This is a genomic window from Kitasatospora sp. NPDC017646 (assembly GCF_044329365.1).
Classification (GTDB): Bacteria; Actinomycetota; Actinomycetes; order Streptomycetales; family Streptomycetaceae; genus Kitasatospora.
Genome location: NZ_JBIRJC010000014.1, coordinates 1 through 25,646 on the forward strand (window position 1 = coordinate 1; position 25,646 = coordinate 25,646).

The following is a 25,646-nucleotide window of genomic DNA, read 5'->3' on the forward strand; positions in this document are numbered from 1 at the left end:
TGCGCCGCCCCGGGGGGTGCGGGCGCCCGCGGGGCGCGGGGGGCCGCCCGGGGGGGGGGGGGGCGGGGCGGCCCCCCCCCGGGGGGGGGGCGGGGGGGGGGGGGGGCCCCCCCCCCCCCCCCCCCGGGGGGGGGGCCCCGCGACCATCCGGCCGGGAAAGTCAGACGGACAGACGCCGCAGGGTCTCCTCGTGCAGCAGGCCGTTGCTGGCCACCGCGTCCGCGCCGCCGGGGCCGGGGATGCCGTCCAGACCGGTGAAGCGGCCGCCGGCCTCCTCCACCACGATGCAGGGCGCGGCCATGTCCCACAGCGACAGCTCCGGCTCGGCCGCGACGTCCACCGCGCCCTCGGCGACCATCATGTAGGACCAGAAGTCGCCGTAGGCGCGGGTGCGCCAGCAGGCGCGGGTCAGGTCCAGGAACGGGTCGAGACGGCCGCGGTCCTCCCAGCCGGTGAGGGAGGAGTACGAGAAGGAGGCGTCCTCGATCCGGGAGACGCCGGAGACGTGGATCCGGGAGGCCTTGGCGAGGCTGCGGCCCGCGTAGGCGCCCAGGTCCTTGGCCGCCCACCAGCGGCGCTGCAGCGCCGGGGCGGAGACGATGCCGACCACCGGGCGCTCGACGCCGTCCGGGCCGTCCTCCAGCAGGGCGATCAGGGTGGCCCAGACCGGGACGCCGCGGATGTAGTTCTTGGTGCCGTCGATCGGGTCGATCACCCAGCGGCGCGGGCCCGAGCCCTGGAGGCCGAACTCCTCGCCCAGGACGGCGTCGCGCGGGCGGGCGCGCTGGAGCACGCTGCGCACGAGTTCCTCGGCGGCCTTGTCGGCGTCGCTGACCGGGGTCAGGTCCGGCTTGGTCTCGACCTTCAGGTCGAGGGCGCGGAAACGCTCCAGGGTGACCGAGTCGGCCGAGTCGGCGAGGACGTGGGCGAGTCGGAGATCGTCGTGGTAGTCGGCCATGTCGGAAACCCTAGCTCAGGCCGCCCCGAGCCGAAGGGGCGCGCCGGTGCCGAAAGGGGGGAGCGACGAGCGAGGCACGGGCGCCGGAGCGCCGACCGTCGGCACCGGGTCCGAGCGCCCCGGAGGCGAGTGTGGGCGAGTCGCGGCTCAGTGGGCCGTGCCGCTGAGCTGGAGGCCGATCACGCCGGTGATCACCAGGGAGATGGAGACCAGTTTGAGCACCGAGCTGGTCTCGCCCAGGAACACCATGCCGTAGACGGCGGTGCCGGCCGCGCCGATGCCGGTCCACACCGCGTAGGCGGGGCCGACCGGCAGGCTCTTCAGCGAGAGGGTGAGCAGCCCGAAGCTGCCGAGCGCGAACACGCAGAAACTGATGGTGGGCCAGAGCTTGGTGAAGCCCTCGCTGAGCTTGAGGTTGATCGCGAAGCCGGTCTCCAGCAGGCCGGCCAGGACCACCAGGGCCCATGCCATCGCGTGCCCTCCCTGTCGATCGACGGTCGGGCCGCGCCCGGCCCGACCTTCCTATGATCACCAGGGAGAACCCGTCCGACACCTCGAACGGGCCATGGACCCAAGGGACGGCGGAGCCGTCAGTCGCCCTCGCGGGCCTCCTTGCTGGACAGCAGGCGGCGCAGCGAGTACAGCCGGGCGGCCTCGGCGTGGCCGTCGGCGACCCAGGCGTCCAGGGCGCAGTCCGGCTCGTCGTGGCTGCACGCGCGCGGGCAGTCGACGGTGCCCGGTTCCAGGTCGGGGAAGGCGTGGATGACCCGGGACGGGTCGATGTGGGAGAGGCCGAAGGAGCGGAAGCCGGGCGTGTCGATCACCCAGCCGGTGTCCAGGGCCTTCCGGGAGCCGGGCTTGGCGCCGGGCGGCGGGGGCAGCCGCAGGGCGAGGGCGGAGACGGTGGTGTGCCGGCCGCGGCCGGTGACGGCGTTGACGTGGCCGGTCTGCCGCCGGCGGTCCGGGACGAGGGCGTTGACCAGGGTGGTCTTGCCGACGCCGGAGTGGCCGATGAACACCGTGGAGAGCCCGCGCAGGTGCTCGCGGACGGCTTCGGCGCCGGTGGTCTCCAGTTCGTCCCGGCGGGTGACGACGTAGTCGATGCCGAGCGGGGCGTACGACTCCAGCAGCGGTCCGGCCGGGGCGAGGTCGGACTTGGTGAGCACCAGCAGCGGTTCCATCCCCGCGTCGTAGGCGGCGACCAGGCAGCGGTCGATCAGCCGGGGGCGGGGCTCCGGGTCGGCCAGCGCGGTGACGATGGCCAGCTGTTCGGCGTTGGCGACGACGATGCGCTCGTAGGGGTCGTCGTCGTCCGCGGTGCGCCGCAGCACCGAGCTGCGCTCCTCGACCCGGACGATCCGGGCGAGGGTGTCGGTGCCCCCGGAGAGGTCACCGACCAGGTTGACGACGTCGCCGACGACGACGCCCTTGCGGCCCAGCTCTCGGGCCTTCATGGCGACGACCTGGCGCTCCTGCCTGGTCCCCGGGTCGACCAGGCAGGTGATCCGGCCGCGGTCGACGGTCAGCACCATCGCCCCGGCGGCGTCCTCGTGCTTGGGCCGGATCCGGGTCCGCGGCCGGGAGCCCCGGCGGGCGGGGCGGTTGCGGATGTCGTCCTCGTCGGCGTCCTTGCCGTAGCGGCGCATGGCTCCAGTCTCCGCTCAGGCGTCCGTCGCCGCTCCGCCGGCGCCTTCGCCGTCGCCTTCGCCGAGCAGGTCCGCCCACATCTTCGGGAAGTCGGGCAGGGTCTTGGCGGTGGTGGCCACGTTCTCCACCCCGACGCCGGGCACGGCGAGGCCGAGCACCGCGGCGGCGGTGGCCAGGCGGTGGTCCTCGTAGGTGTGGAAGACGCCGCCGCGCAGGGGGCGCGGGCGGATCCGCAGGCCGTCCTCGGTCTCGCTGACGTCGCCGCCGAGGTCGTTGATCTCCTTGGCGAGGGCGGCTAGCCGGTCGGTCTCGTGCAGGCGCAGGTGGGCGATGCCGTACAGATGGGACTCGGAGTCGGCGAGGGCGGCGACGGCGGCGATCACCGGGGTGAGCTCGCCGACGTCGTGCAGGTCGGCCTCGATGCCGTGGATCCGGCCGGTGCCGGTGAACTGCAGGCCCTCGTCGGTGAAGTCGCAGACGCCGCCCATCCGGGTGTAGAGGTCGCGCAGCTGGTCGCCGGGCTGGGTGGTGTGCTTGGGCCAGTCGCGCACGGTCACCCGGCCGCCGGTGACCAGGGCGGCGGCGAAGAACGGGGCGGCGTTGGACAGGTCGGGCTCGACGACCATGTCGCGGCCGAGCAGCGCGCCGGGGGTGACCCGCCAGACGTCCTTCTCACCGCCGTCCTCGGGGGCGTCGACCTGGGCGCCGGCCAGGCGCAGCATCTCGACGGTCATCCGGATGTGCGGCAGCGACGGGACGGGGCCGCCGACGTGCCGGACCTCGACGCCGTGGTTGTAGCGGGCGCCGGAGAGCAGCAGGGCGGAGACGAACTGGGACGAGGAGGAGGCGTCCAGCTCGACCGGGCCGCCGTCGAGGCCGCCGGTGCCGTGGACGGTGAGCGGGAAGCTGCCGCGGCCGCCGTCCTCGATCCGGGCGCCGAGCGCGCGCAGGGCGTTGATCACGCCGTGCTGGGGGCGCTCGTGGCTGCGCGGGTCGCCGTCGAAGTGGACCGGGCCGTCGGCGAGGGCGGCGAGCGGGGGCAGGAAGCGCATCACGGTGCCGGCGTTGCCGACGTCGACGTTGGCGGGACCGCGCAGCACGGGGGCCGGGATGACCCGCCAGGCCTCGCCGCCGCCGGTGCCGCCGGAGTCGTTGTTGACCTTCTCCTCGATGGTGACCCCGAGGGCGCGCAGGCCGTCGGCCATCAGCTGGGAGTCGCGGCTGCGCAGCGGCCGGCGCACCCAGCCGGGCCCGTCGGCGAGTGCCGCCAGCACCAGGGCCCGGTTGGTGACCGACTTGGAGCCGGGGATGGTGACGGTGGCGTCGACGGGGGCGATGGCGACGGGGGCGGGCCACGGGGTCTCGGTCATGGGGGCCAGTCTAGGGGCCGTACCGGAACGGACCCTGCGACGGCCGCATGGTGAGAGTCAGAGCGGCTGGAGCAGCCAGCTGGCGCCCAGGGCGAGGCAGGCGAGGGCGATCAGCAGGAAGACGGTGACCCAGGCCAGGGCGGGGACGTGGGTGAGCCGGGCGAGCTGGTCGGCGTCGGAGTCGCGGGCCCAGCCGGTGCGGCGCTGGTGCTGGAGTTCCAGGACCGGGCGCACCGCCCCGAACAGCAGGAACCAGCAGCCGAGGTAGGCGAAGCCGGCCTGGACCTGGGCGCTGCCGAACCAGGACACCAGGAAGAAGGCGCCGCCGGCGACCAGGACGGTGAACAGGCCGTAGGCGTTGCGGATGCGGATGAGCAGGGCCAGGAGCAGGGCCACGGCCAGCCACAGCAGCAGGGTGATCCGGTCGGCGGCGAGCAGCGCGGCGCAGCCGAGGCCGAGCAGCGCGGGGGCGGTGTAGCCGGCGGCGGCCGTGAGGACCATGCCGGGACCGGTGGGGCGGCCGTAGGAGAGGGTGAGGCCGGAGGTGTCGGAGTGCAGCCGGATGCCGGCGAGCTTGCGGCCGGTGGCCAGTGCGGCGAGGCCGTGGCCGCCTTCGTGGGCGATGGTGACGGCGTTGCGGGCGAAGTGCCAGACCGGGCGGGCGAGGACGGCGAGCAGCGCGGCGCAGCCGGTGGCGAGGACGAGCCAGCCGGGCGGGGCGGCCTGGGTGCCGGTGACCCGGTCCCACAGTTCGCCGAGGTTCTGGTTGTTCGGGTTCATCGGCGGGTCTGCGCCTCCGTTCGCTGCGTTGGGCCGTTCGGGGCAGCCTCCCATGCGGGGACGGGCGGGCGGGAGCCGGCGGTTCTGGTCCGTGGATGAGGAAGTGGTGAGGGCGGGCGGCATGGCAAGCTGGCCCGCATGTGCGGTCGCTTCGCAGCCAGCAGCAGGCCCGAGGACCTCGTCGAGCTGTTCGACGTGGAGTTCTGGGACCCGGAGGAGTCCCTGGACCCGAACTGGAACGTGGCGCCGACCAACAGCGCCTTCGTGGTGCTGGAGCGGCTGTCGAAGGGGGTGGCGCGGCCGGTGCGGCAGCTGAGGGCGCTGCGCTGGGGGCTGGTGCCGCAGTGGTCGAACTCCGCCGAGACGGCGGTGAAGATGATCAACGCGCGGGCGGACACGGTGCACGAGAAGCCCGCCTACCGGCAGGCCTTCTCCTCGCGTCGGTGCATCCTGCCGGTGGACGGCTACTACGAGTGGCAGACGGTGCCGGGCGAGCGGGGGAAGGCGCGCAAGAAGCCGTTCTTCGTCTCCCGGGCGGACGGCGGCCCGCTGGCGCTGGCCGGGCTGTACGAGTTCTGGCGCAACCGGGCGGTGCCGCCGGGGCACCCGCAGGCCTGGCTGGTGACGTTCACGATCGTCACCACGGACGCCGAGGAGGCGCTGGCCCCGATCCACGAGCGGATGCCGCTGTTCCTGGACCGGGACTCCTGGGGCGAGTGGCTGGATCCGGGGCGGGACGACCCGGACGAGCTGCGCCGGCTGCTGATACCCCCGCCGCCGGGAGCGCTGCTGGCCACGCCGGTGTCGCCGGCGGTCGGGAACATCCGCAACAACGGCCCGGAGCTCAAGGAGCCGTGGGCCGAGGCCGAGTACGAGACCACACTGTTCTGAACGTCGTCGGGAGCCGCTGAGATGACCACCTCCGAACTCGTCGCCACGGAGGCCGGGGACGCCCGGATCACGTACCACCGGGCGGCCGCCGCGAAGGCGGTGCTGGCGCTGGGGCACGGCGCCGGCGGCGGGATCGGGGCGCGGGACCTGGTGGCGCTGGCGCAGCGGCTGCCCGCGCGCGGGATCACCGTGGCGCTGGTCGAGCAGCCCTGGCGGGTGGCGGGCAAGAAGCTGGGCCCGGCGCCGAGGACCCTGGACCTCGGCTGGCGGCCGGTCGCGGAGCGGCTGGCCGGGAAGGGGCTGCCGCTGGTGGTCGGCGGGCGCAGCGCCGGGGCGCGGGTGGCCTGTCGGACGGGGGCGGCGAGCGGCGCGGTGGGGGTGGTGGCGCTGGCGTTCCCGCTGCACCCGCCGGGCAGGCCGGAGCGGAGCCGGGCGGAGGAGCTGCTGGAGACGGGGCTGCCGACGCTGGTGGTGCAGGGGGCGGCCGATCCGTTCGGCGGGCCGGAGGAGTTCCCGGTGCTGCCGCGGGGGCACGAGCTGGTGGGACTGCCGTACGGGAACCACGGGTTCGAGGTGCCCAAGCGGGCGCCGGTGGGGCAGGAGGAGGTGCTGGGGCTGATCTGCTCGGCGGTGGGGGACTGGGTGCTGGGTCTGGTCCGAATTCCGGCGCCGTGAGCAGGGCGTTTCCGCCCGCTCACTCGTGCGAGTGAACGGGGGGCCGGGGCGGGAATGCGGGCGGGGCCGGGCTGGTTGTCGTGTCCGTCAGCACGAGTCACCGGTGAGAGGCAGGGCAGATGGGTTCGATCGCGTGCCCCGAACGGCCTGAGGAGCGCGAGGCCACCGTGGCGTTCGCCCCTTCCTGGTCGGACTGGATCGACGCGGGCGAGAAGCCCGTCAGCCCGATATCCTCCATTTCTGGGCGGCCCGCCGTGGGCCGTGCCCGTCATGCCGAGGAGGTGGGTCCGGTCGTCGGGACCGAGCACGAGGCCGATCCGGGCCGTGGCCCGGACGAGGCCCTGCCTGCGGGCGAGGCGCTCACCGGTGAGGAGCTGGCCGAGGCGATCGGTGAGGACACCTTCCGGGTGTCGGCGGAGGAGTCCGAGGAGGCCCGGCGGGAGCGCTTCGAGCGCGACGCCCTGGGGTACCTCGATCCGATGTACTCCGCGGCGCTGCGCATGACGCGCAACCCCGCGGACGCGGAGGACCTGCTCCAGGAGGCTTTCGCCAAGGCGTACGCGTCCTTCCACCAGTTCCGTGAGGGGACGAACCTCAAGGCCTGGCTGTACCGCATCCTCACCAACACGTTCATCAACTCGTACCGCAAGAAGCAGCGCGAGCCCCAGCGCACCGCGGCGGAGGAGATCGAGGACTGGCAGCTGGCCCGGGCCGAGTCGCACATGTCGACCGGTCTGCGCTCGGCCGAGACCCAGGCGCTCGACCACCTGCCCGACAGCGACGTGAAGGACGCGCTCCAGGCGATCCCGGAGGAGTTCCGGATCGCCGTCTATCTCGCGGACGTAGAAGGCTTTGCGTACAAGGAGATCGCGGACATCATGGGTACTCCCATCGGTACGGTGATGTCCCGGCTGCACCGCGGCCGCCGGCAGCTGCGCGGCATGCTGGAGGATTACGCCCGTGAGCGCGGGCTGGTCCCGGCCGGCAGCGGGGCAGGGCAGGAAGCGAAGGGCTCGGGCTCATGAGCTGCGGCGATCCGCACGAAACCGAGTGTGGCGAGGTCCTCGACCACCTCTATGAATTCCTCGACAACGAGATGGCCGAGGGGGACTGCGCCAAGCTGCGCGTGCACTTCGAGGAGTGCTCGCCGTGCCTGAAGCAGTACGGGCTGGAGCAGGCGATCAAGGCGCTGATCAAGCGTTCCTGCGGCTGCGACGACACCCCGGCGGACCTGCGCGGCAAGGTCCTGGCGAGGATCGACTCGATCCGGGCCGGGCAGCGTTCGGGCGAGCAGGTGGTGGTCGCCGTCGAGACCTCGGTCGAGCTGCACGTCGATTCGGCCCGCCCGGCGCCCAGGCCGGGGCAGGACCAGGGTCAGGACCGGGCGCAGGACGGCGGCGCACCCCAGGCGCAGGGCGGCGCGTCCGAGGAGCCGGCCACGCGCCCCGGTGCGCCGGTCGAGGCCGGAGCCCCGGCGGAGTAGTCCGGCGGGCGGCCCGTCCGGTCCGCCGGTGAGCGCGGGCGAAACGGTTCGGGCAGGGAATTCGGCGGCCCCGGGAGCGCGTGCTCCCGGGGCCGCTCCCGTCCTGCTCGCATGCGCCATCACTCGTTCGAGTGAGTTGGCGGTGCGCCAACTGCGTCATCGCGCGATCATGCGTCCCCGCGCCCGGACAGCGGCCTATCCTCCTGACGGACGCTCACCGCCGGTCGCCCCGGCGTGCTGAGGCAACACGGGGCCCGGACGCGGGGAGGTCGAGATCGCTACCGACAGTGGAGGCGCGACCCTGCCGCGGGGCGCGGCCCGCTACCTGACGGCCGTTCCGGTGGCGGCGCTGTGCTGCCTGCTGCCGCTGCTGCCCCAGGCCGCCACACCCGGGGTGCCGCACTGGCTCGGCCACCCGACGGACTGGCCCAAGGCCGGGCTGCTGGGCTTCCTGCACGGCTGCTGGGAGTCGCTCGCCCAGGGCCTGCCGACCCCCTGCTCGCTCCTGCTGCGCCGGCTGCTGGGCCGCCCCGCGCCCGTCGAGCGGGCGCCCGCCCGCCCCGGGGTGAACGCCTTCTTCCCGGTGCTCTTCGCCGGGGTGCTGATGCTCCCGCCGGCCGCCGCCGCCCTGGTTGCCGCCCCGGCCGCGCTGCTCGGCGGTCCGACCGGCCCCGGCTGCCGCGGGCGCCAGCTGTTCAACGGCTCCCAGCTCGCGCTGTGCGCCTTCGCCTCCTCCGTCGCCTTCCACCTGCTGCGCGGCCCGCAGCTGCTGCTCGGCTCCCGCTTCCCGGCGGCACTGCTGCCCGGCTTCGCCGCCGTCGCCGCGTTCTGCCTGGTCAACGGGCTGGTGGTGGGCGTCATGGTGGTGCTCGACGAGGGCCGTCGGGCCGGTGAGGTGCTGCGCGGCGCCTGCGCGGTGTGCGGGCTGCCGGTGCTGGTGCACGCGGCCGGCGGGCTGATGGTCGCGGTGCTCTGGCAGGGCCCGTACGGCGCGTTCGCCGCGCTGCTGGCGCTGCTGCCGCTGTCCATCTCGGCCTGGGTCTTCGCCCAGGGCCAGCGCGAGCGGGACGCCCACCAGGCCACCGTGCAGTCGCTGGTGCAGGCGGTGGAGATCAAGGACGCGTACACCCGCGGGCACAGCGAACGGGTCGGCCGGGCCTCGGTGCTGATCGCCACTCAGCTCGGCATGGAGCCCGAGCGGCTGCGCACCCTGCGCTTCGCCGGGATCCTGCACGACGTCGGCAAACTCGGGGTGGCCACCGAACTGCTGCGCAGAAACGGTCCCCTCAGCGAGGACGAACGCCGGGCGGTGGAGATCCACCCGGTGTACGGGTACGAGCTGGTGCGCGGGATCGACTTCCTCGGCGAGGCGCACGCCGGGATCCTGCACCACCACGAACGGATGGACGGACGCGGCTACCCCAGCGGGCTGGCCGGCGAGCAGATCCCCGAGTTCGCCCGGATCATCTCCGTCGCCGACGCCTTCGACTCGATGACCTCCACCCGCTCCTACCGGCGCGGCCGCCCCGTCACCGAGGCGGTGGCCGAGCTGGAGCGCTGCTCCGGCAGCCAGTTCGACCCGGTGATGGTGCGGGCGCTGATCGACGCGCTGGCCGGGCACGACTGGCAGCCCGTGGTGCACCCCGAGGACTGCGTACGGGCCGTGCCGGACATCCCGCTCGGGGTGCCCGAGCCGGTGCGGGCCGCGCCCGGCCGGGTGCCCGCCCGGGGCGGGAGCGTCCCCGCGGCCGGGCAGTCGTGACCGGCCCCGGGCGCGCGGCCGTGGCCGTCGGTCGCACCGTCCGGGCCCGTGCGGCGCGCGGGAGCACCGCCCGCGCGATCCACGCGGCGGCCGCCGCGCTGCTGGTGCTCGCACTCGGCGCGGTCGCGGTGCGCGGGGTCGCCGAACCGCGGGTCGCGCTGGCGTTCACCGCTCTGATCGCGCTCGGCGAGTGCGTCCGTATCACCCTTCCGGGTGACCGCGAGCAGGCGCCCATCGGAGCGGCCGGCGCGCTGGCGTACGCCCTGCTCGGACCGCTGCGCGGGGTGCCGACCGCGCACGGCACCCTCCAGGTGGTCGCCGTCACCGGGATCGGCCTGCTGCTGGGCTGGCTGCCCGGCCTGGCCCTGCCGCACCGCCCCGGGCGACCCCACCGGCGCCCGCCCTGGGCCGACCCCGCCCGGCGCGACAGCGCCGCCCGGCGGCTGATCGCGGCCGGCTTCGCCGCCGCCGTCTTCCAGCCGCTCTACAACGGCGGCCTGGTCGAGCGCTTCTCGCCGGAGGGTCCCGCCTACGGGGCGTTCCTGACCACCGTCGCCGCGCTGGCCGCGCTCTGCGACGCGACCCTGGCCGCGCTGCTGCGCGCCTGCGCCAAGGGGCTGCGGTTCCCGGCCGCGCTGGAGGACGAGCTGCGCTCGCTGTTCGGCATCGGCTCGGCGATCGTCGCCACCGGGATGCTGGTCAGTCTCGCGGCCGGCGAGGTCGGGCTGTGGGCGCTTCCGCTGTTCTGCACCCCGCTGCTGCTCGCCCAGGTCTCCTTCCGGCGGGCCGCGGCGGTGCGGGCCACCACCGGCCAGACCATCGCCAGCCTGGCCCGGGCCACCGAAGTCGCCGGCTACACCCCGCACGGGCACGCGCGCCGGGTCGCGGACACGGCGTGCGCGCTCGGCCGCGAGCTGGGGCTGGGCACCCGCGAGCTCGCCCTGCTGGAGTACGCGGCGCTGATGCACGACGTCGGCCAGCTGTCCCTGGTCGAGCCGGTGCCGGATGGTGCCACCGCGCTGCTGTCCTTCGCCGAACAGCAGCGCATCGCCCGCCTGGGCAGTGAGGTGATCAGCCGTACCGGGGTGCCCCGGCAGGTCGCCGAGCAGGTCGCCCGGCTGGCCGACCCCTGTGCGGGACCGGCCGGCGGCGAGGGGTCGGTGCCGCTCGCGGCCCGGATCATCCGGGTCGCCAACGCCCACGACGACCTGCTGACCGCCGCCCGCGGCCGGGGCCTCGGCGAGGCGGTGGGGCGTCTGGAGGCCCTGGAGGTGCTGCGGCTGGGGCGCGGGAGGGTGTACGACGCCCGGGTGGTGGACGCGCTCGCCCGGGTGGGCGGACAGGCCCGGGGCTGAAGCGGGTGCGCGCCGGGAGCCGAGGTGGTGCGCCGTGGTCGGGGCGGTGCGCGCCCGGGCTGAGGCGGTGCGCGCCAGGGGGCCGGAGTGGTGCGCCGCGGGGGCTGACGCGCGGGGCGCGGCCGAGCGGCACCCGGCCCGGGGTTGAGGAGGCGCGCCGCGGCGGGCAGGCTGGGGAGGGGCGGGCCCCAACCTCGGCGGTGGGGAGCGCGGGTGGGGGCGGGCGTGGTTGGATGCGGTCGTAGCGTGGAACACCGACCCGGAACACCGGGACCCGGCCCCCGTCGAGGACGGGACGGGCCCGGCGGTACGGGACTTGAGCGGACGACGACGGCAGGGACGAACGTGAGGATCTTCCACCGGGCACGGCACCGGCCGTCCGCCACCTGGCGGCAGACGACCGACCGGGCCTTCACGCTGATCGGCGACGGGCGCTACGAGGACGCCGGCGCCCTGCTGGTGATGGCCGCCGACCTGGAGCCCTGGCTGTCCGACTCCTGGTTCAACCTCGCCCTGCTGCACAAGTTCCGCCGCGACTGGGAGCAGGCCCGCTCGGCCGGCCTGCGTGCCGTCGCCCTGCTGGACCGCGAGCACGGCGCCCCCGACTGGTGGAACCTCGGCATCACCGCCACCGCCCTCCAGGACTGGCCGCTGGCCCGCCGCGCCTGGCAGGCGTACGGGCTGAAGCTGCCCGGCGGCCCCGGCGGGGACGGTCCGGTGAGCCTGGACCTCGGCACCACCCCGGTGCGGCTGTCCCCGGACGGCGAGTCCGAGGTGGTGTGGGGCCGCCGGCTCGACCCGGCCCGGATCGAGGTGCTGTCCATCCCGCTGCCCTCCTCCGGCCGCCGCTGGGGCGAGGTGGTGCTGCACGACGGCGCCCCGCACGGCGAGCGGGTCACCGACGGCGTCGCCTACCCCGTCTTCGACGAGATCGAGCTGTGGGCGCCGTCCCCGGTGCCGACGTACGTGGTGCTGTTGCAGGCCTCCACGGCCGGCGACCGGGACGCCCTGGAGCGGCTGGTCGCCGAGGCCGGGTACGCGGCCGAGGACTGGACGTCCTCGGTGCGGCTGCTGTGCCGCGCCTGCTCGGAGAGCCGGATGGCCTCGGACGACGGCGTCGTCGCCCACCACGACCCGCACGACGACGGCGACGCCGCCCACCCCGGGCACCTCAGCCACCTCAGCCAGGGCGGCGCGGCCGGGATGTCCTGGCTGGTCGAGCGCGAGTGCGGGATCGCGGCCCCGGCGCACCTGGTCCGGGTGCTGCTGGACCGCTGGGTCGCGGCCTCCCCCGGAACCCGGGCTTACCGGGATCTCGAAGAAGTCTGCTGAGTACCCTGGTGCGGTACGCGTAGACCTATGGAAGCGGAAGACATGGCGGAGCAGCACGACCACGAGCACGAGCACGAGGTGGAGGGGGCGGCGTCCGAGGCCCCCGCGAAGGTGATCGGTGAGGAGCCCGACCTCAGCAAGGGCACCGCGCGCCCGATCACCGTGGTCGGCAACCCCGTCCTGCACCGCGAGGTCAAGGACGTCACCGTGTTCGACGGCGAACTGTCCGCGCTGATCGACGACATGTTCCAGTCGATGTACGCCGCCGAGGGCGTGGGCCTGGCCGCCAACCAGATCGGCGTCGACCTCAAGGTCTTCGTCTACGACTGCCCGGACGACGAGGGCGTGCGCCACATCGGCCACGTGATCAACCCGAAGCTGGAGGAGTACCCGGCCGACCGCCGCCGGGTGCTCGACGACGGCAACGAGGGCTGCCTGTCCGTCCCGACCGCCTACGCCGAGCTGCCGCGCCCGGACTACGCGGCCGTGACCGGCGTCGACAAGGACGGCACCCCGATCCGCGTCGAGGGCACCGGCTTCTTCGCCCGCTGCCTCCAGCACGAGACCGACCACCTGTACGGCACCCTCTACATCGACAAGCTGTCGAAGCGGGACCGCAAGGACGCCCTGAAGCAGATGGCCGAGGGCACCGCGAAGTACGCGACCGTGCCCAACGAGTAAGGCCCGAAGGCTGCTTGGGGGCCGGTCCGGGGATTCCCGGGCCGGCCCCGAGCTTTTGTGTCGGCCTGGTGTCGGGCGGCGCTCGGCCGTGCGTCGAGGTGTTCAGCCCGGCCGCCGCGTCCGGTTCCTGCCGTATCGTTCCCTTGTCCGTCGCCGCCCGAAGTGGAGCCCGCCGCCCGTGTCCTCGCCCGCCCCGGCCTCCCCGCGCCCCGTCCGCGTGCTGCTGGTGGAGGACGACGACCTGATGCGCCGCTCCTTCACCGTCGCGCTGGAGCGCTACGGCTACGAGCTGCGGGCCGCACCGGACGGCCTCACCGGGCTGGAGTTGTTCCGCGACGAGCCGTTCGACCTGTTGATCCTGGACGTGATGCTGCCCGGCCTGGACGGGATCGGCCTGTGCCGCAGGGTGAGGGAGACCAGCCTGGTGCCGGTGCTGATGATGTCCGCGCGAGGCGACGGGCTCGACGTCGTGGCCGGGCTGGAGGCCGGGGCGGACGACTACGTGGTCAAACCGGTGGACACGTACGTGCTGGTGGCACGGATCCGCTCGCTGCTGCGGCGGGCGACGTACGCGCCCCCTCCGGCGCCCTCGTCCGAGGCACCGGAGGGGGACGTCCTGGTCTTCGGGGACCTGGCCGTCGACACCGCGGGCATGGAGGTGTCCGTCGGCGGGCAGCCGGTGGCGCTGACCCCGACCGAACTCAAGCTGCTGCTGGAGTTCGCCGCCCACCCGGGCGTGGTGCTGGAGCGGCACACCCTGCTGCGCAACGTCTGGGAGTACGGCTGGGACGGTGACAGCCGGGTCGTCGACCTGTGCGTGCAGCGGTTGCGCCGCAAGGTCGGGCGGGACCGGATCGAGACCGTGCGCGGTTTCGGCTACAAGCTCAGGCGCTGAGCGTGCGCGGCTTCTGGCGGCGCCGGGCCTCGCTGCGCTGGAAGATCGCCGCGCTGGCCGCCGCCACCGCGTGCCTGGTCGCGGCGGCGGTGGGCGTCCTGGTGCACCTGTGGACCGCGCAGGACATCCGGGGCCGGGCCGAGGCGCGGGCCTTCAACGCGGTGTACTCGGCGATGGACGTCTACCGGCGCACCGGCGCCCTGGCGGACGGCGCCGAGCTGGACCCGGCGGACCTTCCCACCGGACTGCGGCACCCGGCCGACGGCGACCGTCACACCGCCTACGACGGGCGGGTGGAGGGAAACGTCGGGCCGAGCTACTGGGCCGCCCAGCGCACCGGCGGGCCGGGGAGTCCGGTGCTGGCCGTCCGGGCCAACCTGGGCCCGGAGCTGTCCGACCTGCCCCGGCTGGACGCGGCCATGGCGGTAGCCTCGCTGCTCGCCCTCGCGGCGGCCGTGCCGCTGGCCGGGTACGGGGCCTCGCTGCTCGCCCGCCGGCTGCGGCGGGTCGCCGAGACGGCCGGGCGGATCTCCGCAGGCGACCTCGACGCCCGTACGGGGCCGACCGAGGGGCGTGACGAGGTGGCGGAGATCGCGGCGACGGTGGATGCGATGGCCGACAGCCTCGGCCGACGACTGCGCGCCGAACGGCAGTTCACAGCGGACGTGGCGCACGAGCTGCGCACCCCGGTGGGCGGGCTGCTGGCCGCCGTCGACCTGCTGCCGGAGGGGGAGACGGAGGACCGGATCCGGGCCCGGGTGCGGGACCTGCGCGGGCTGGTCGAGGACCTGCTGGAGATCTCGCGGCTGGACGCCGGGGCGGAGCAGCCGGTGCGGGCCCGGGTGCCGCTGGACGAGGTGGTCCGGGAGGCGGTGGCGCGGACCGGGTTCGAGGCCGAGGTCGTGGTGGGGGCGGCGGCGTCGGTGGAGACGGATCCCCGGCGGCTGGAGCGGATCGTCGGGAACCTGGTGGTGAACGCCCACCGGCACGGCGCCGCTCCGGTGCTGGTCGGAGTCGAGGGCCGTACGGTCGTGGTGCGCGACCACGGCCCCGGCTTCCCGGCGGAGCTGCTGCGGCACGGCCCGCGCCGGTTCCGGACCGGCGCCGCCGAACGGGGCGCCGGGCACGGGCTGGGGCTGACCATCGCGGTGGGGCAGGCGCGGGTGCTGGGCGCGGAGTTGGGCTTCGCCAACGCGGCGGACGGCGGGGCGGTGGCCACGCTGCGGCTGCCGTCCAGCGGCTGAGCCGATACCGAACCGCCCCCGAGTGGAGCGCGCGTCGATACACGGCGGGCCGGGGCGCTGATACGTGCCCCGGACACCATCCGAAGTGCAGTGATTCGTACTTCGGACAGGAGTCCCAACGTGACCGCCACCCCTCTCGCCCCGCTGACGACGCCCGGGACCGCCGCCGCCACCGCGGACCTGACGAAGGTCTACGGCAACGGCGACACGCAGATCACCGCGCTGGACCGGGTCAGCATCGCCTTCCGGGAGGGCGAGTTCACCGCGATCATGGGCCCGTCCGGCTGCGGGAAGTCCACCCTGATGCACTGCGCCGCCGGGCTGGACACCCCCACCTCGGGGTCCGTACGGATCGGCACCACCGAACTCGGCGCCCTCGGCGACCGGCAGCTCACGCAGCTGCGGCGGGACCGGGTCGGCTTCGTCTTCCAGGCGTTCAACCTGCTGCCGACGCTGACCGCCCTGGAGAACATCACGCTCCCGCTGTCGCTGGCCGGGCGCAGGCCCGATCCGCAGTGGCTGGACCGGGTGGTGTCGATGGTCGGGCTCTCCCAGCGCCTCGGCCACCGCCCGGCCGAGCTGTCCGGCGGGCAGCAGCAGCGGGTCGCGGTCGCCCGGGCGCTGGTCGCGCGGCCCGCGATCGTGTTCGCCGACGAGCCGACCGGCAACCTCGACTCCCGGGCCGGCGCCGGGGTGCTCGGCTTCCTGCGGGACTCCGTGCGGGAGTTGGGGCAGACGGTGGTCATGGTGACGCACGACCCGGTGGCCGCCGGGTACGCGGACCGAGTGGTGTTCCTGGCCGACGGGCGGCTGGTCGACGAGATGGCGCACCCGACGCCGGAGCGGGTGCTGGACGTCATGCGGCGCTTTTCCGGGGGGAACCCCGAGACCGCCGCCTTCGCCGGCTGAGTCCGTGTCCTCCCCCACTTCCGAAAGCTGCTCATGCTGACCACAGCCCTGCGCAACGTGCTGGCGCACAAGGCGCGTCTGCTCATGACCGTCCTCGCGGTCTGCCTCGGTGTCGCGTTCGTCTCCGGCACCCTCGTCTTCGCGGACTCGACCGCCGCCGCCTACCGGGCCTCGGCGTCGCGGGACTTCGCCGACGTCGCGGTCACCGTCACCGCCGCCAAGGATCCGGAGGTGCTGACCGATGTGCTCGCGCACCGGCTGGCGGAGCTGCCCGGCGTCGCGGCGGTGCGCCCCTCGGTCGACGGCAGCGCCGTGTTGGACGCGGCCGACGGCACGCCGCTGCGGGTCAGGCAGGGGACGAACCTCGCGGCCGGCTACGACCCGGGGCGGTACCCGGTGGCCGAGGGGCGCGCCCCGGCCGCCGAGGGCGAGGTCGCCGTCGACCGGGGCACGGCGGCCGCGGGCCGCTTCCACCTGGGCGACACGGTCACGCTGGCCACCGACGGTCCGGCGCTCACCGCACGCCTGGTCGGCATCGTGACCACCCGGGACACCCGGGTCACCGCCGGCGGCACGCTCACCCTCCTCGACCGGGCGACGGCGCAGAAGCTGTTCGCAACTACCGGGCACTACACCGGCATTGACGTCTCCGCCAAGGCGGGGACCAGCGAGTACGAGCTGGCGCGGCGGATCGAGGGGATGCTCCCGGCCGACCGGGCGGAGGTCGCCACCGGGCAGGCGCAGGCCGCCCAACAGGCGATGTACGTCGGCACGTTGACCCGCGGCTACCAGAAGATGCCGATGGTCTTCGCCGGGGTGGCGCTGTTCATCGGCTCGTTCCTGGTGGTCAACACCTTCACCATGCTGGTGGCGAGGCGGAGCCGGGAGATCGCGCTGCTGCGGGCGGTCGGCGCGACCCGGCGCCAGGTGGTGCGCTCGCTGCTGGCAGAAGCGGTGCTGGTCGGACTGGTCGCCTCGGTGGCGGGGTTGGTGCTCGGGCTCGGCATCGCCTCCGTGCTGCCGGACCTGCTGAGCGGCGACGGTGACCGGCTGCCGCGGGGCCCGCTGGTGATCGGGGCCCGGCCGGTGGCGGCGGCGCTGTTCGTCGGGGTGGGGGTGACGGTGACGGCCGCCTGGCTGCCGTCCCGCCGGGCGGCGCGGATCGCGCCGGTCGAGGCGCTGCGTTCGGCGGCTCAGCCCGCTGGGCGCTCGCGGCCGCGTGCCGTCGCCGGGACGTTCCTGCTGGTGCTCGGCGTCGGGCTGCTGGTCTCGCTCGCGGGTTCGGCGAAGGACGCCTCGGAGGGGAACCTGCGCACAGCGATGCTCGGCTGCGGGGTGCTGGTGGTCGCCCTGATCCTGCTGGCGCCCGCGCTCGCCGTGCCGGTGATCCGGCTGACCGCGCGCCTCACCCGTCGCTTCGGGATCACCGGCCGCCTGGCCCGGCGCAACGCGCTGCGCGACCCCCGGCGTACGGCGGCGACCGCCGCGACGCTGCTGATCAGCACGGCGCTGGTCAGCGGGCTGGCCACCGTCGGTACCTCCACCGGGCAGGCGCTGGACCGGCAGGCGGCGGACGGGCTGGTCGCCGACTACGTGATCAGCACCGGCAGCACCATGACCGGCATCGACCCGGCGGCCGTCCAGCGGGTGGCCGGTGCTCCCGGGGTGCGGACGGCGAGCGCGGTCGCGGATTCGACGGCGGTCATCGGCGGGCGTGTCCGGGAGGTTTCCGGCGTCGATCCGGCCTCGGTCGACCGGGTCATGAAGCTCGACCTCGTGAGCGGCTCGCTCAAGGACCTCGGGCCCGGCCGGATCGCCGTCTCCCGCTCCGTCGCGCAGGAGACCGGGGTGGGCGCCGGCGGGCAGGTCAACGTCCGGATGGGCCGGGGCGAGGGTCTCGGCCGGTACACCGTGGTCGGCGTCTACCGGGACAACCCCACCGCCCGCGACGTGCTCGGCGCCCGGGAGGAGGTGCAGCGCAACGGCTACAAGCCCGGCTCCGTCCAGCGGATCCTGGTGCGCGGCGACGGCGCCTCGGAGAACGCGCTGCGGACGGCGGTGGGCGACAACCCGCTGTTGGAGGTGCGGGACCGGGCAGAGCTGGTGCGCGAGGCCGCCGGGACGATGGCCGACCTGCTGACGCTGATGTACGGGCTGCTCGCGATCGGCGTGGTGATCTCCGCGCTCGGCATCGTGAACACCCTGGCGATGTCGGTCACCGAGCGGACGCGGGAGATCGGCGCACTGCGGGCCCTCGGTATGGAGCGGGCCGCCGTCCGTCGGATGATCCGCCTGGAGGCGGTGACGGTCGCCGGGTTCGGCACCCTGCTGGGCCTGGCGGGCGGCCTGTTCGGTGCCTGGGCGGTCGGGGCGTTGGCCGGTGGTGCGATGGAGCAGTACACGCTGGTACTGCCGTGGGGGACGCTCGCCCTGGTCTGCCTGGCCTCCCTGGCGATCGGCGCGGTCGCGGCGGCGGTCCCGGCCCGGAGGGCGGCCGCGCTGAGTCCGCTGGAGGCCGTCGCCGAGGCGTGATCGACCCGCCTGCCCCACGCCCGGCGTGGGGCAGGCGGCTGGTCAGCGGGCGACGAACAGCCACTCCGGGCCGTAGCTGAAGCGGGGTCGGCGGGCAGCTTGACGCCGTTCAACTGGCGCGCGGTGGCGCCCAGGTCGCCGCCCCTTTCGTTCGGCTGTGCGCCGGACGGTAGCCGGGGGGCGGTCGTGCGTATGCGTGTGAGGCCGGTGTGGCCCGGGAGTTCAGTCGGACGGGCGGAGCGCGCCGGGCGGGCCCTGGCTCGGGGGTGCGTCCAGGGCCGGGGCGATGGCGACCGTCGACGCGGAGACCGGGCGGCGGCTCTGGGAGCTGTCGGAGCGGCTGACCGGCGTCCGGTTCGCCGTCTGAGGCGGGCTCCCGACACCCTGGGCGATCAGTCTCGTTGCCAGCGGGAGTGACCGGGGTGGCCGGCGAGACCACCGGCCCTGGCATCAAGCGGGACAGTGGTCCCTGCGCGAGGAGCGCTTCGACGTCACCGGCATGACCGCGCACCACGGCTCAGCGGGGCCCGCTCCTGCGCGCCGGAGTGAGAGGACCACGGCTGACGTGCTGCGCGGGAAGTCGGCGGGGTCGACTTCCCGCGCACGGTGCGGGGGCCTCGGTGCTGCGAGACGGAGGGGGCCAGGACCGCCATCAGCAGGCGGTTGGAGAGGGGGCGGGGCGCCGAAGTCGAGGCCGAGGCTGGAGATCGAGTACACGGCGTGCAGGGGCAGGTCGCGGGTGGCGAACATGCCGTTGGCGTAGCCGTCGTCGTGGCCGGTCTTGCCCCGGAGCAGGGTGCCGTTCGGCAGCGGGATGGACATCAGGCCGACGCCGAAGCAGGCCACCTTGTTGCAGGAGGTGCCGCCGACGAACGGGACGAGCTTGCCTGGAAGTGATCACAGATTCTTGTCGGTGCTGAGGGGAGGCAGACTGACAACTCACAGAAGTGGGGAGGTCACGACGGTGCCGGTGAACAAGAACCCGACGGTTCGGCAGCGGCGGCTGGCCCGAACGCTCAAGGAGCTGCGCGCAGGGGCAGATCTGACGATCGCCCAGTCGGCGAGGCAACCCGACTGCGCGGAGAGCAAGATCAACCGGATCGAGGCGGCTCGGTCCGGCATTCGACTGGTGGATCTCCGACTGCTGCTCGATCTGTACGGGGTGAAGGATCCAGGGACGCGGGGCCGGCTGGAGGCTTTGTCCCGAGAAGGCCGGCTGCGTGGATGGTGGGATCGGTACTCTGTCCGGATTCCTCGCGGGGGTCAAGACCGGGAAGCTTTCGACCGACTGATGTAACAGTGGTGCCCCGCGCGGGCTGTGGCCGGGCGGGGCACCACTGCTGTCCCTTGCTTCAGCTGAAGTTGTCGACCCAGAAGAAGAGGGTCCGCAGGATCGCACCCGGGGCGCCGGCTCCGAAGGCGAGGACCATGGCTTGTCCGACCGCGACATCGGTGGGGTCGATGCCCTGGGACCACGTGATCCGGGCATCCAGGCCGGGGATGGTGCGGCCGGGGAAATACGAGCGGAACGATCCCCGGGCGTGGGCGATGAGCACCCCGTTGCGCCGTAGCTCAGCCCTGCGCAGGCTGGGCGACCGGAGCTCGTAGGTGCGGTCGCCCAGAACTGCGGTGCGGGTGCGGGACTTCCGACTCGTCGGCACGGTGTGGCCGTTGATGTTCATCGCGCCGTGGTCGCGGTCGGGCACCACCGTGACGGTGGGCATCCCCGACCCCTGCACCCGCGCCACGACGGACGGCCAGCGGTCGTGACTGATCCGTATCGGCCCGAACGGGCCGTCGATCACACGCTGTTGGAGCTTGGGCATACCTGGGCCACTCCTGAACACCGGGTAGCGAACAGCGGAGCCACCATGCCGGCGGCTCCGCTGTTCGCTGGACGATATCGACTTAGAAGTCGTCGTCGAAGGACACCGAGCCCTCGACCGCGACCTGGTACGCCGACACGCGACGCTCGAAGAAGTTGGTCAGCTCCTGGACGTTCTGGAGCTCCATGAACCCGAACGGGTTGGTCGACCCGTACCGGATCGGCAGGCCCAGGCGCGCCAGGCGCTGGTCGGCCACGGCCTGGAGGTACTCCCGCATCGACGCGGTGTTCATGCCGGGCAGGCCGTCGCCGCACAGGTCCTGGGCGAACTGGAGCTCAGCCTCGACAGCCTCCTCCAGCATCTCCGTGACCTGCTTGGCCATCTCGTCGTCGAAGAGGTCGGGCTCCTCCTCGCGGACGGTGTCCACCACGGAGAACGCGAAGTCCATGTGCATGGACTCGTCGCGGAACACCCAGTTGGTGCCGGTGGCCAGGCCGTGCAGCAGGCCGCGCGACCGGAACCAGTACACGTACGCGAACGCGCCGTAGAAGAACAGGCCTTCCACACACGCCGCGAAGCAGATCAGGTTCAGCAGGAAGGCCCGCCGGTCCTCCTTGGTCTGCAGCGAGTCGATGTGGTCGACCGCGTTCATGTACTTGAAGCAGAACTTGGCCTTCTGGGCGATGGAGGGGATGTTCTCCACCGCCGCGAACGCGGCCGCGCGGTCCTCCGGGTCCGGGAGGTAGGTGTCGAGCAGCGTCAGGTAGAACTGGACGTGCACGGCCTCCTCGAACAGCTGACGGCTCAGGTAGAGCCGCGCCTCCGGGGAGTTGATGTGCTTGTAGAGGCTCAGCACGACGTTGTTGGCGACGATCGAGTCACCGGTCGCGAAGAAGGCGACCAGGCGGCCGATCATGTGCCGCTCGCCCTCGCTCAGCTTGGCGAGGTCGGCGACGTCGGAGTGCAGGTCCACCTCCTCGACGGTCCAGGTGTTCTTGATCGCGTCACGGTACCGGTCGTAGAACGACGGGTAGCGCATCGGGCGCAGAGTCAGCTCGAAGCCGGGGTCGAGCAGCATCTTGCGGTCGTCGGCAGTCATTACTGGCAGGCCTCGCAGGACTCGGGGTTCTCCAGGGAGCAGGCGATGGCGGCTTCCTGCTCCGGGGTGAGGGCGGGGGTGTTCACGGGCACGGGCGCGGCGGTGCGGGCGGCACCGGAGGCGGCCTGGGCGATGCGGGTCGCCGGGCGCGAACGCAGGTAGTAGGTGGTCTTGAGACCGACCTTCCACGCGTAGGCGTACATCGAGCTGAGCTTGCCGATGGTCGGCGCCGCCATGAACAGGTTCAGCGACTGGCTCTGGTCCAGGTACGGCATGCGGGCCGCGGCCAGGTCGATCAGCGCGCGCTGGGGCAGCTCCCAGGCGGTGCGGTAGAGCGACCGGACCTCGGCCGGGAGCCAGTTCAGCTCCTGCACCGAGCCGTTGGCGTCGCGCAGCGAGTCGCGGGTCTGCTGGTCCCAGACACCGAGTTCCTTGAGTTCGCGCACCAGGTACGGGTTGACCTGGAGGAACTCGCCGGAGAGGGTCTCGCGCTTGAACAGGTTGGACACCTGCGGCTCGATGCACTCGTACACGCCGGCGATGGACGCGATGGTCGCGGTCGGCGCGATGGCCAGCAGCAGCGAGTTGCGCAGGCCGGTCTCGGCGATGCGGGCGCGCAGGGCAGTCCAGCGGTCGGCCCACTGGGGGGCGGCCGTCGGGAAGTGGTCGATGTGCAGCTCGCCGCGGGCGGCGCGGGTCTCGCCGTAGGCCTCGTGGCGGCCCAGCTGCTCGGCCAGGTCGGCGGAGCGCTCGTAGGCGGTGAGCATGATGCGCTCGGAGATCATCGTCGACAGCTGCTTGGCCTCGGTCGAGTCGAAGTCGATCCGCAGCTTGAAGAAGACGTCCTGGAGGCCCATCACGCCGAGGCCGACCGGGCGCCAGCGGGAGTTGGACGTGCCGGCCTCGGTGGTCGGGTAGAAGTTGATGTCCACCACGCGGTCGAGGAAGGTCACGGCCGTACGGACGGTGGCGTCGAGGCGCTCCCAGTCCATGGCGTTGATCAGGTCGTCGGCGCGAGCACCGAGAGCCACGTGGGCGCCGAGGTTGACCGAGCCGAGGTTGCAGACGGCGGTCTCGGAGTCGTCCGTGACCTCCAGGATCTCGGTGCACAGGTTGGAGGAGTGCACCGTGCGGCCCGGCAGCGCGGTCTGGTTGGCGGCGCGGTTGGAGGCGTCCTTGAAGGTCATCCAGCCGTTGCCGGTCTGCGCCAGGGTGCGCATCATGCGGGCGTAGAGGGTCTGTGCCGGGATGGTGCGGACGGCCTTGCCGGCCAGCTCGGCCTTGCGGTAGGCCTCGTCGAAGTCGGCGCCCCACAGGTCGACCAGCTCGGGCACGTCGGCCGGGGAGAACAGCGACCAGTCGGCGTTGGCGTTGACCCGGCGCATGAACTCGTCCGGGATCCAGTGGGCCAGGTTCAGGTTGTGGGTGCGGCGCGCCTCCTCACCGGTGTTGTCGCGCAGCTCCAGGAACTCCTCGATGTCCGCGTGCCAGGTCTCCAGGTAGACGCAGGCCGCGCCCTTGCGGCGGCCGCCCTGGTTGACGGCGGCGACCGAGGAGTCGAGGGTGCGCAGGAACGGGACGATGCCGTTGGACTTGCCGTTGGTGCCGCGGATCAGGCTGCCGCGCGAGCGGATGCGCGAGTAGGACAGGCCGATGCCGCCGGCGTGCTTGGAGAGGCGGGCGATCTGCGCGTAGCGGCTGTAGATCGAGTCCAGGTTGTCCAGCGGTGAGTCCAGCAGGTAGCAGCTGGACATCTGCGGGTGCCGGGTGCCGGAGTTGAAGAGCGTCGGGGAGGAGGTCAGGTACTCCAGGCGGCTCATCAGGCCGTACAGCTCGGCCACCTCGCGCACCGACTGCTCGGAGTCGCCGACCGCCAGGCCGCAGGCGACGCGGAGCAGGAAGTGCTGCGGGGTCTCGATCACCTTGCGGGTGATCGGGTGGCGCAGCAGGTAGCGGGACTGCACGGTGCGCAGGCCGAAGTACTCGAAGCGGTCGTCGCCCTGGGCGTCGATCAGGGCGTCGAGGGCGGCGGCGTGCTTGGCGACGAAGGCCGCGGTGGTGTCGCCGATCAGGCCCTCGGCGTGGCCGACGGCGATCGAGGCGGAGAAGGAGACCGAGCCCTGGCTGTTCGCCTCGTCGACGATCTCCAGGGCGAGCAGGCGGGCCGCGAGCTTCGAGTACTGGGGGTCCTCGGCGATCATCGACGCGGCGGCGTCCACGGCCAGCCCGCGCAGCTCTGCGAAGTCCGAGCCGGCGTGGCGGCCGCGCAGCGCGGCGGCGGCGACATGACCGGGGTCGACCTCGGTGAGGTCGGCGCTGCGGTCGGTGAGCAGCCGCAGCAGCGCGCCCCCGGGGTCGGAGACCGTCGGGTCGGTGAAGGCGGAGCCGGTGCCCTGGGCGGGCAGGGTGGCTGAGGCAGCGGTGGTCAAGGCGCTCTCTCCTGGCGGCGATCGGCGGCGTGATCGGGGTCACCCGGACCGATCTGGGCAGGGGAGCACGGCGCGAACGCAGGAAAGCGCCGCGCGAGGTGTCTCCCCGGCCCGCCCGCGAGGCCCGGAGGGGTGGTGCTGGGTGCCGGCGCGGCCTCTGCGGGAGGGCCGTGGCGCACGCTGTCGGCAGGTACTCGGACTCGCGGGCACGGCTGCTGGAGCCGCCCGCACACCGCTGCGGGGCAGTCCCGGACTCCCACCGGGTTCCCCTGCATCGACAGCAGGAGTGAGCATACATGTAGTGGTGTCTCAGTGATGCGACACCACATGTAGTGCGCCGTGGTGTGTCGGCGCGATGACCGGTGGTACCGGGGCGGGGGGTGGTTCGTGCCCGTCCGGGGCCGGGAGCCGCGCCTCGGACGAGTCGGAACCGTGCCTCGGACGGGTCGGAACGGTGCCTCGGACGGGCCGCGCCGACGCGCCGGGCGGGCCGGATCCGCGCGCCGGTCGTCCTGGTTTCGATACGGAATGGTCACCGGGCGGATCGATGGTCCGGGGGATGCCCTACGATCTGGGCGCATGAGCGACGGAACCGGCGTACCTGGGCACGGGCCGCAGGGAACGCCTCCCGCCGGGCCGGGGGGCGCACAGAATCAGCAGCCGGCGGTGCCAGGGCCGGTGCCGCCGCCGAGCGGCGGTTTCGGCCCGCCGCCGGCCTCGTACGGGCCGGTGGCGCCGTCCGCGCAGCCGGTCCCGCAGCCCGTCCCGCCGGTGCCCCAGCCTCAGCCGGTGCCCCAGCCTCAGCCGGGCCCGCAGCCGGTGCAGCCGATGGCCCCTCAGCCGCAGTGGCAGCAGCAGCCGCCCCAGCAGGCCGTGCCGCCGCAGCGCGTCGAGCCGGACTGGGCGGCGCTGGCGGACCGCAACGAGGCCGACGGCAAGCGCAAGCGGCGGATGAAGGTCATCGGCATCGTGGCCGCCGTCGTCCTGGTGGGCGGCGGGGTCGCGGGCGGCGTACTGCTGCTCGGCAAGAAGGACGATCCCAAGAAGAGCGGTCCGGTCACCACCTCGACCGCTTCCAACAAGCCGACCCCCGGTCCGTCGAGCGCGAGTTCGTCCCCGGGCGGGCAGACGGACGACCCGTCGAAGCCGATCTGGGAGGCCGCGACCGACCCGGCGCCGCAGGACGCGGGGGCGCTGTTCTCCGCGATGCAGGTGACGGTGAACGGCGCGACCTGGAACCGCACCGTGGTCTCGCTCGACCAGCCCTGCTGGGACGGCAACTCCACCACCGGCGGGCTCGGCAAGGTGCTCGGCGACCAGGGCTGTCAGAAGGTGCTCCGGGCGACGTACGTCTCCGGCGACAGCGCGGTGACCGTCGGCGTCGCGGTCTTCGACCACAAGATCCAGGCCGAGACCGCGATGAAGAACTACTCCGGCCAGCTCAAGGGCCTTCCCGCGCCCGGTGCCCCGGCGTTCTGCGCCAACCCCGGCTGCACCAGCACGCACAGCAGCCTGGGCCGGTACGACTACTTCACCGTCGAGGGGTCGGCGAAGGGCGGCAACGCCCCCGACGCCACCGCGACTGCGGCGGCCTCCGGGTTCGCCGACCACGTGAAGGGCCAGCTGCTCCAGCGGGCCAAGGCGGCGGGCTCCGCCACGCCCGGCTCGCAGGGCACGCCGACCGGCTGACCGGTCGTGACACCCCGGTGCCGGCGGATCGTTCGCCGGGACCGGGGGAGTGTGGCAGGCTCTCGTCGGAGTCATTCGTACGCGTGTTC

23 protein-coding genes and 1 riboswitch are annotated in these 25,646 nt (G+C 73.7%); of the genes, 14 read left to right on the forward strand and 9 right to left on the reverse strand.

The genetic code is table 11. The annotated features are described in order from the left end of the window. Positions 1-160: 160 nt before the first annotated feature. The 5 genes from hisN to ACH4J0_RS22195 form a co-directional block, all read right to left on the reverse strand. The gene (gene hisN, locus ACH4J0_RS22175; RefSeq protein ID WP_396242233.1) at positions 161-958 is read right to left on the reverse strand and encodes a histidinol-phosphatase; all 798 of its coding nucleotides are present in this window, start codon (positions 956-958) and stop codon (positions 161-163) included. A 147-nt stretch (positions 959-1,105) separates the two neighbouring features. Beyond that, the gene (locus ACH4J0_RS22180) at positions 1,106-1,429 is read right to left on the reverse strand and encodes a DMT family transporter (RefSeq protein ID WP_396242234.1); all 324 of its coding nucleotides are present in this window, start codon (positions 1,427-1,429) and stop codon (positions 1,106-1,108) included. 119 nt (positions 1,430-1,548) lie between these two features. Next, the gene (rsgA, locus tag ACH4J0_RS22185) at positions 1,549-2,604 is read right to left on the reverse strand and encodes a ribosome small subunit-dependent GTPase A (protein WP_396242235.1); all 1,056 of its coding nucleotides are present in this window, start codon (positions 2,602-2,604) and stop codon (positions 1,549-1,551) included. A gap of 15 nt (positions 2,605-2,619) precedes the next feature. Continuing rightward, positions 2,620-3,975: a 3-phosphoshikimate 1-carboxyvinyltransferase gene (gene aroA, locus ACH4J0_RS22190; protein ID WP_396242236.1), complete on the reverse strand. Its 1,356-nt coding sequence runs from the start codon at positions 3,973-3,975 to the stop codon at positions 2,620-2,622. A 57-nt stretch (positions 3,976-4,032) separates the two neighbouring features. Continuing rightward, entirely contained in the window at positions 4,033-4,755 is a 723-nt protein-coding gene (locus ACH4J0_RS22195; protein WP_396242237.1) for a M50 family metallopeptidase, read from the reverse strand. Positions 4,756-4,893: 138 nt separating this feature from the next. Between ACH4J0_RS22195 and ACH4J0_RS22200 the strand changes: the two genes are divergently transcribed. The 12 genes from ACH4J0_RS22200 (at position 4,894) to ACH4J0_RS22255 (ending at position 18,514) form a co-directional block, all read left to right on the forward strand. Then, a complete protein-coding gene (locus ACH4J0_RS22200) occupies positions 4,894-5,646 on the forward strand; it encodes an SOS response-associated peptidase (RefSeq protein ID WP_396242238.1) in 753 nt (250 codons plus the stop codon). A 21-nt stretch (positions 5,647-5,667) separates the two neighbouring features. Continuing rightward, positions 5,668-6,321, forward strand: a complete 654-nt coding sequence (locus ACH4J0_RS22205) for an alpha/beta family hydrolase (RefSeq protein ID WP_396242239.1) — start codon at positions 5,668-5,670, stop codon at positions 6,319-6,321. Between the two features lie 119 nt (positions 6,322-6,440). Beyond that, a complete protein-coding gene (locus ACH4J0_RS22210; RefSeq protein ID WP_396242240.1) occupies positions 6,441-7,346 on the forward strand; it encodes a sigma-70 family RNA polymerase sigma factor in 906 nt (301 codons plus the stop codon). Continuing rightward, positions 7,343-7,804: a mycothiol system anti-sigma-R factor gene (rsrA, locus tag ACH4J0_RS22215; protein WP_396242241.1), complete on the forward strand. Its 462-nt coding sequence runs from the start codon at positions 7,343-7,345 to the stop codon at positions 7,802-7,804. The genes ACH4J0_RS22210 and rsrA overlap by 4 nt, the downstream gene beginning before the upstream one ends. A gap of 340 nt (positions 7,805-8,144) precedes the next feature. Further along, positions 8,145-9,566, forward strand: a complete 1,422-nt coding sequence (locus tag ACH4J0_RS22220; RefSeq protein ID WP_396242242.1) for an HD-GYP domain-containing protein — start codon at positions 8,145-8,147, stop codon at positions 9,564-9,566. A gap of 20 nt (positions 9,567-9,586) precedes the next feature. Continuing rightward, a complete protein-coding gene (locus tag ACH4J0_RS22225; RefSeq protein WP_396242243.1) occupies positions 9,587-10,921 on the forward strand; it encodes an HD-GYP domain-containing protein in 1,335 nt (444 codons plus the stop codon). 345 nt (positions 10,922-11,266) lie between these two features. Further along, complete coding sequence (locus ACH4J0_RS22230) at positions 11,267-12,253, forward strand: tetratricopeptide repeat protein (RefSeq protein ID WP_396242244.1); 987 nt, start codon at positions 11,267-11,269, stop codon at positions 12,251-12,253. A gap of 42 nt (positions 12,254-12,295) precedes the next feature. Continuing rightward, on the forward strand, positions 12,296-12,934 hold the full coding sequence (def, locus tag ACH4J0_RS22235) for a peptide deformylase (RefSeq protein WP_396242245.1): 639 nt from the start codon (positions 12,296-12,298) through the stop codon (positions 12,932-12,934). 178 nt (positions 12,935-13,112) lie between these two features. After that, positions 13,113-13,829 (forward strand): two-component system response regulator CseB, encoded by a 717-nt coding sequence (gene cseB / locus ACH4J0_RS22240; protein WP_396242246.1) that lies wholly within the window; start codon positions 13,113-13,115, stop codon positions 13,827-13,829. Between the two features lie 2 nt (positions 13,830-13,831). Continuing rightward, complete coding sequence (locus tag ACH4J0_RS22245) at positions 13,832-15,073, forward strand: sensor histidine kinase (RefSeq protein ID WP_396242247.1); 1,242 nt, start codon at positions 13,832-13,834, stop codon at positions 15,071-15,073. A 120-nt stretch (positions 15,074-15,193) separates the two neighbouring features. After that, positions 15,194-15,982 carry an ABC transporter ATP-binding protein gene (locus ACH4J0_RS22250; RefSeq protein WP_396242248.1) on the forward strand — a complete coding sequence of 263 codons (789 nt, stop codon included), beginning with the start codon at positions 15,194-15,196 and terminating at the stop codon, positions 15,980-15,982. 33 nt (positions 15,983-16,015) lie between these two features. Then, positions 16,016-18,514, forward strand: a complete 2,499-nt coding sequence (locus tag ACH4J0_RS22255; protein WP_396242249.1) for an ABC transporter permease — start codon at positions 16,016-16,018, stop codon at positions 18,512-18,514. A 450-nt stretch (positions 18,515-18,964) separates the two neighbouring features. On the opposite strand, the gene ACH4J0_RS22260 is transcribed toward ACH4J0_RS22255, so the two are convergent. Further along, positions 18,965-19,336 (reverse strand): hypothetical protein, encoded by a 372-nt coding sequence (locus ACH4J0_RS22260; RefSeq protein WP_396242250.1) that lies wholly within the window; start codon positions 19,334-19,336, stop codon positions 18,965-18,967. Between the two features lie 142 nt (positions 19,337-19,478). Here ACH4J0_RS22260 and ACH4J0_RS22265 point away from each other — a divergent pair, with 142 nt between their 5' ends. Then, on the forward strand, positions 19,479-19,811 hold the full coding sequence (locus ACH4J0_RS22265) for a helix-turn-helix domain-containing protein (RefSeq protein WP_396242251.1): 333 nt from the start codon (positions 19,479-19,481) through the stop codon (positions 19,809-19,811). 55 nt (positions 19,812-19,866) lie between these two features. Here ACH4J0_RS22265 and ACH4J0_RS22270 read toward each other — a convergent pair whose 3' ends face one another. The 3 genes from ACH4J0_RS22270 to ACH4J0_RS22280 form a co-directional block, all read right to left on the reverse strand. After that, positions 19,867-20,340: a hypothetical protein gene (locus tag ACH4J0_RS22270; RefSeq protein ID WP_396242252.1), complete on the reverse strand. Its 474-nt coding sequence runs from the start codon at positions 20,338-20,340 to the stop codon at positions 19,867-19,869. 82 nt (positions 20,341-20,422) lie between these two features. After that, complete coding sequence (locus tag ACH4J0_RS22275) at positions 20,423-21,439, reverse strand: ribonucleotide-diphosphate reductase subunit beta (RefSeq protein WP_360421077.1); 1,017 nt, start codon at positions 21,437-21,439, stop codon at positions 20,423-20,425. Next, complete coding sequence (locus ACH4J0_RS22280; RefSeq protein WP_396242375.1) at positions 21,439-23,844, reverse strand: ribonucleoside-diphosphate reductase subunit alpha; 2,406 nt, start codon at positions 23,842-23,844, stop codon at positions 21,439-21,441. Before ACH4J0_RS22280 ends, ACH4J0_RS22275 begins: the two co-directional genes overlap by 1 nt. A 191-nt stretch (positions 23,845-24,035) precedes the next feature. Then, positions 24,036-24,179: riboswitch (cobalamin riboswitch) on the reverse strand. Positions 24,180-24,657: 478 nt separating this feature from the next. Between ACH4J0_RS22280 and ACH4J0_RS22285 the strand changes: the two genes are divergently transcribed. Continuing rightward, positions 24,658-25,557, forward strand: a complete 900-nt coding sequence (locus tag ACH4J0_RS22285) for a hypothetical protein (protein WP_396242253.1) — start codon at positions 24,658-24,660, stop codon at positions 25,555-25,557. The last annotated feature ends 89 nt before the right edge of the window (positions 25,558-25,646 follow it).

Excerpts from the sequence above, each read along its gene's own strand:
- ACH4J0_RS22180 (WP_396242234.1), bottom strand. The coding sequence starts at position 1,429 with ATGGCATGGGCCCTGGTGGTCCTGGCCGGCCTGCTGGAGACCGGCTTC.
- ACH4J0_RS22270 (WP_396242252.1), bottom strand. The coding sequence starts at position 20,340 with ATGCCCAAGCTCCAACAGCGTGTGATCGACGGCCCGTTCGGGCCGATA.
- rsgA (WP_396242235.1), bottom strand. The coding sequence starts at position 2,604 with ATGCGCCGCTACGGCAAGGACGCCGACGAGGACGACATCCGCAACCGC.
- ACH4J0_RS22210 (WP_396242240.1), top strand. The coding sequence starts at position 6,441 with ATGGGTTCGATCGCGTGCCCCGAACGGCCTGAGGAGCGCGAGGCCACC.
- ACH4J0_RS22200 (WP_396242238.1), top strand. The coding sequence starts at position 4,894 with ATGTGCGGTCGCTTCGCAGCCAGCAGCAGGCCCGAGGACCTCGTCGAG.
- ACH4J0_RS22275 (WP_360421077.1), bottom strand. The coding sequence starts at position 21,439 with ATGACTGCCGACGACCGCAAGATGCTGCTCGACCCCGGCTTCGAGCTG.
- ACH4J0_RS22260 (WP_396242250.1), bottom strand. The coding sequence starts at position 19,336 with ATGTCCATCCCGCTGCCGAACGGCACCCTGCTCCGGGGCAAGACCGGC.
- ACH4J0_RS22255 (WP_396242249.1), top strand. The coding sequence starts at position 16,016 with ATGCTGACCACAGCCCTGCGCAACGTGCTGGCGCACAAGGCGCGTCTG.
- rsrA (WP_396242241.1), top strand. The coding sequence starts at position 7,343 with ATGAGCTGCGGCGATCCGCACGAAACCGAGTGTGGCGAGGTCCTCGAC.
- def (WP_396242245.1), top strand. The coding sequence starts at position 12,296 with ATGGCGGAGCAGCACGACCACGAGCACGAGCACGAGGTGGAGGGGGCG.
- ACH4J0_RS22205 (WP_396242239.1), top strand. The coding sequence starts at position 5,668 with ATGACCACCTCCGAACTCGTCGCCACGGAGGCCGGGGACGCCCGGATC.
- aroA (WP_396242236.1), bottom strand. The coding sequence starts at position 3,975 with ATGACCGAGACCCCGTGGCCCGCCCCCGTCGCCATCGCCCCCGTCGAC.
- hisN (WP_396242233.1), bottom strand. The coding sequence starts at position 958 with ATGGCCGACTACCACGACGATCTCCGACTCGCCCACGTCCTCGCCGAC.
- ACH4J0_RS22195 (WP_396242237.1), bottom strand. The coding sequence starts at position 4,755 with ATGAACCCGAACAACCAGAACCTCGGCGAACTGTGGGACCGGGTCACC.